Genomic DNA, 3,802 nt, shown 5'->3' on the forward strand with positions numbered 1-3,802 from the left:
CCCGACGCGGCGACCGGCGCGCGCGCCACGCCGATCTACCAGACCACCAGCTTCGTCTTCGACGATGTCGACCACGCCGCCTCGCTGTTCGGCCTGCAGGCCTTCGGCAACATCTACAGCCGCATCGGCAACCCGACCAACGCCGTGCTCGAGGAGCGCGTCGCGGCGCTCGAAGGCGGCACCGCCGCGCTCGCCGTCGCCTCGGGCCATGCCGCCGAATTCCTCTGCTTCCATGCGCTGATGCAGCCGGGCGACGAGTTCGTCGCGGCCAAGAAGCTCTATGGCGGCTCGATCAACCAGTTCAACCATTCCTACAAGAACTTCGGCTGGAACGTGATCTGGGCCGATTCCGACGATCTCGAGGCCTTCGCCGCGGCGGTGACGCCCAAGACCAAGGCGATCTTCGTCGAATCCATCGCCAATCCCGGCGGCGTCGTCGTCGACCTCGCCGGCATCGCGGCGATCGCCAAGAAGCACAACATCCCGTTCATCGTCGACAACACGATGGCCAGCCCCTATCTGATCCGCCCCTTCGAGCATGGCGCCGACATCGTCGTGCATTCGGCGACCAAGTTCCTCGGCGGCCATGGCAACTCGGTCGGCGGGCTGATCGTCGATGGCGGCTCATTCAACTGGGTCGGCGACGAGCGCTACCCGATGCTGTCGAAGCCGCGGCCGGAATATAACGGCATGGTGCTCGGCGAGACCTTCGGCAATTTCGCCTTCGCCATCGCCACCCGCGTGCTCGGCCTGCGCGACATGGGTCCGGCGCTTTCGCCCTTCAATGCCTTCCTGATCCTGACCGGCATCGAGACCCTGCCGCTGCGCATGCAGCGCCATTGCGAGAGCACGCTGACGGTGGCGACGCATCTGGCGAAGCACCCGGCGGTCGAATGGGTCAACTATGCCGGCCTGCCGGACAACCAGTACCACGCGCTCGCCAAGCGCTATTCGCCCAAGGGCGCCGGCGCGGTCTTCACCTTCGGCCTCAAGGGCGGCTACGACGCCGGCGTCAAGCTGGTTTCGAACCTGAAGCTGTTCTCGCATCTCGCCAATATCGGCGACACCCGCTCGCTGGTGATCCACCCCGCCTCGACCACGCACCGCCAGCTCAGCGACGCGCAGAAGACGGCTTCGGGCGCCGGGCCGGAAGTGGTGCGGCTCTCGATCGGGCTGGAAGATGTCGAGGACATAATCGCCGATCTGGAACAGGCGCTGGCCTGAGCGGCACCGTCATTCCCGGGACGGCGCAAAGCGCCGACCCGGGAAGCTCGGAAACCAGTTCCCAAGAGATGCTCGGGTCACGCCCGAGCATGACGCGCTTTATGCGCGCGCACCCTGCTCCGTGCGCGTGAGATGCACCACGCCCATCGCCAGCACGGCAAAGCCGAGCGCCTGATGGGCGAGGCCCGCCCAGAGCGGCACCACCAGCAAGAGCGTCACGATCCCGAGCGCCGACTGCGCCAGCACCAGCCCGACGATCGCCGTGGCGCGTTTCGCGCCACCCGAGCCCGGCGCAGCCCGGCGCAGCGCCAGCATGTGCCAGAGCGCAAAGGCCAGGAGGACATAGGCGCCGAGGCGGTGGTTGAACTGCACCAGCGCGACATTGTCGACGAAGTTCTCCCAGAGCGGGCTGCCGGCGAAGAGCGTCGCGGGCGGCGGCATCAGCGCGCCGTCCATCAGCGGCCAGGTGTTGAAGGTGAAGCCGGCCTTCGAGCCGGCGACGAGGCCGCCGAGCGCGATCTGGATGAAGAGCAGCAGTAACAGGAACCGCGCGGCGCCCCTGCCCCGCTGCGGTTCGACCCGACGCAAGGGAGCCAGCCAGGTGGCGAAGGCGATGACGCTGGCGAAGAACAGGCCGGCGAAGGTCAGGTGCAGGGTCAGCTTGACCGGCGCGACCGCGACCATACCGGGCTCCAGGCCGGAAGCGACCATGATCCAGCCGATCGTGCCCTGCAGGCCGAGCAGCAGGCCCATGCCGAACAGCACGGCGATCTGGCGCCAGGGCAGCAGCCGGCGCAGCGCGACGACGAGGAAGCCGGCGAGGTAGAACAGGCCGATGAAGCGGCCGAGCTGGCGATGGCCCCATTCCCACCAGTAGATGAACTTGAAATCGGCCAGCGCCATGCCGGTGTTGAGCAGCTGATATTGCGGGCTGGCGCGGTACTTCTCGAACTCCAGCGCCCAGGCGGCGTCGGAAAGCGGCGGCAGCGCGCCGGTGACCGGCCGCCATTCGGTGATCGAGAGGCCGGAGCCGGTCAGCCGGGTCGCCCCGCCGACGACGATCATCGCGAAAACCAGGAAGGCGGTGGCCCAGAGCCAGCGGCGGATACCGGGATGGCCGGCAGCGGCGGCGGCCTGCTGGGGCTGTTCGAGCGCGATCGTCACAGAAACGGGACCTCGGCAAGGCGAAAGGCTGGAATGCGCTTCACAAGCGCGGCGTCGGGTGACAGATAGTCCGGCGGGCAAGCCCGAACAACGCCCGCAATGCCGCAGCCGGAAAGCACGACCTCATGACCCAAAGCCATCGCAAGCTCGTCGGCACGGTCGCGATCCTGATCTTCGTCTGCCTCTATGCGCTCGTCGCCATGGCCCTGGCGCAGGGAAGGATCACCGAGGCGTCGAAGCCGGTGCAGACCATCGCCTATATCGCGCTCGGCCTCGCCTGGGTGCTACCGCTGCTGCCGCTGATCAAGTGGATGGAGCGGAAGGACGACTCTTCCTCTTAGCAGCACAGGCACTCATGCTTTCAATTTCACATAAGCAAATATCGCATAGAAAGAAGCTATAGCAATCAAACTTAATACCCTCTCATAATGATAAACTATACCAGCGAATGTAAATACCAGATATACATATAAGCCTTCATCGCCCCTAACAATACCTCCTGACGAGAATAAACTAAGAAACCATCCAAGTAAAATTATCGGAACTAATATAATGCACCCTAATATTCTCGCCGCCCATGTTTCTGGAGAGCTATTATTTCTAAAAAACAATAAATAACCACCAAAGAACAAAACCGAAGGCAAAATAACAAACATAATAACTATTTCACTCATCTCCACTCCACCATCAATTTACAGCCATCTTCCGCCCCCGATTCCACAGTAGGAACGGCAGCCCCGAGAGCAGCGCCTTGAGCGCCGCCTCGCTCTGATGCAGGCCGTTGAGCGAGACCCGTGGCAGCGCATGCAGATGCCCGGCGTGCCCGGCGAAGAGGTGTCCCGGCCGCGTCGTCACGGCGCTGGTAAAGCCCGCCTCCTCGGCAAGCGCGAATTCGCGCGGTCCGGCCGAGGTCGGATCACCGACCGGATAGGCGAAATGGCGGATGGACAGGCCGAGCTTCTGCTCCAGCCAGGCCTTGCTGTCTGCCATCTCGCGGCGCGCCACTTCCTCCGGATGCCTGGCCAGCATCGGATGGCTCAGCGTATGGGCGCCGATGGTGACGCCGGGAGCGCCGGCAAGGCCCCGCAGCGTCTCGAGCGGCAGGCATTCGCGCTCGACCAGCGCGACGGGATCGACGCCCGCCTGCTTCGCCAGATCGGAAATCACTGATAGCAGAATCGCTTCCGGCCCTTGGCGCAGACGCCAGTAGAGCCGCTCGAAGGCCTTGTACTTCTCGGCGTCGGTGCCGGCCGGCGCATCGAAACGGCCGTCCGGCAGATCGATCGAAACCCGCGGCAGCGCCCGGATCGCCTCCTCCAGCTCCAGCCACCAGAGCCGCGCCGTGCGCTCGGCGAAGCCCGGCGTCACATAGAGCGTCCAGGGCGCCTGGTGCTTCGCCAGCACCGGCCAGGCG

At 64.8% G+C, this 3,802-nt stretch carries 5 protein-coding genes; 2 read left to right on the forward strand and 3 right to left on the reverse strand.

The genetic code is table 11. The annotated features are described in order from the left end of the window. On the forward strand, window positions 1-1,224 hold a 1,224-nt coding region (locus V6M56_RS11465), incomplete at its 5' end, for an O-acetylhomoserine aminocarboxypropyltransferase (RefSeq protein ID WP_332683783.1). A 99-nt stretch (window positions 1,225-1,323) separates the two neighbouring features. Here V6M56_RS11465 and V6M56_RS11470 read toward each other — a convergent pair. After that, entirely contained in the window at window positions 1,324-2,388 is a 1,065-nt protein-coding gene (locus V6M56_RS11470) for a COX15/CtaA family protein (protein WP_332683784.1), read from the reverse strand. 125 nt (window positions 2,389-2,513) lie between these two features. Between V6M56_RS11470 and V6M56_RS11475 the strand changes: the two genes are divergently transcribed. Beyond that, a complete protein-coding gene (locus V6M56_RS11475) occupies window positions 2,514-2,729 on the forward strand; it encodes a DUF2842 domain-containing protein (RefSeq protein ID WP_332683785.1) in 216 nt (71 codons plus the stop codon). Window positions 2,730-2,741: 12 nt separating this feature from the next. On the opposite strand, the gene V6M56_RS11480 is transcribed toward V6M56_RS11475, so the two are convergent. Both V6M56_RS11480 and V6M56_RS11485 read right to left on the reverse strand, forming a co-directional pair. Beyond that, window positions 2,742-3,062, reverse strand: a complete 321-nt coding sequence (locus V6M56_RS11480; protein WP_332683786.1) for a hypothetical protein — start codon at window positions 3,060-3,062, stop codon at window positions 2,742-2,744. A 13-nt stretch (window positions 3,063-3,075) separates the two neighbouring features. Continuing rightward, on the reverse strand, window positions 3,076-3,802 hold a 727-nt coding region (locus V6M56_RS11485), incomplete at its 5' end, for a polysaccharide deacetylase family protein (RefSeq protein ID WP_332683787.1).

It is taken from the genome of Allobosea sp. (assembly GCF_036675845.1).
Classification (GTDB): Bacteria; Pseudomonadota; Alphaproteobacteria; order Rhizobiales; family Beijerinckiaceae; genus Allobosea.

Coding starts and splice junctions, on each gene's coding strand:
- V6M56_RS11475 (WP_332683785.1), top strand. CDS start 2,514: ATGACCCAAAGCCATCGCAAGCTCGTCGGCACGGTCGCGATCCTGATC.
- V6M56_RS11480 (WP_332683786.1), bottom strand. CDS start 3,062: ATGAGTGAAATAGTTATTATGTTTGTTATTTTGCCTTCGGTTTTGTTC.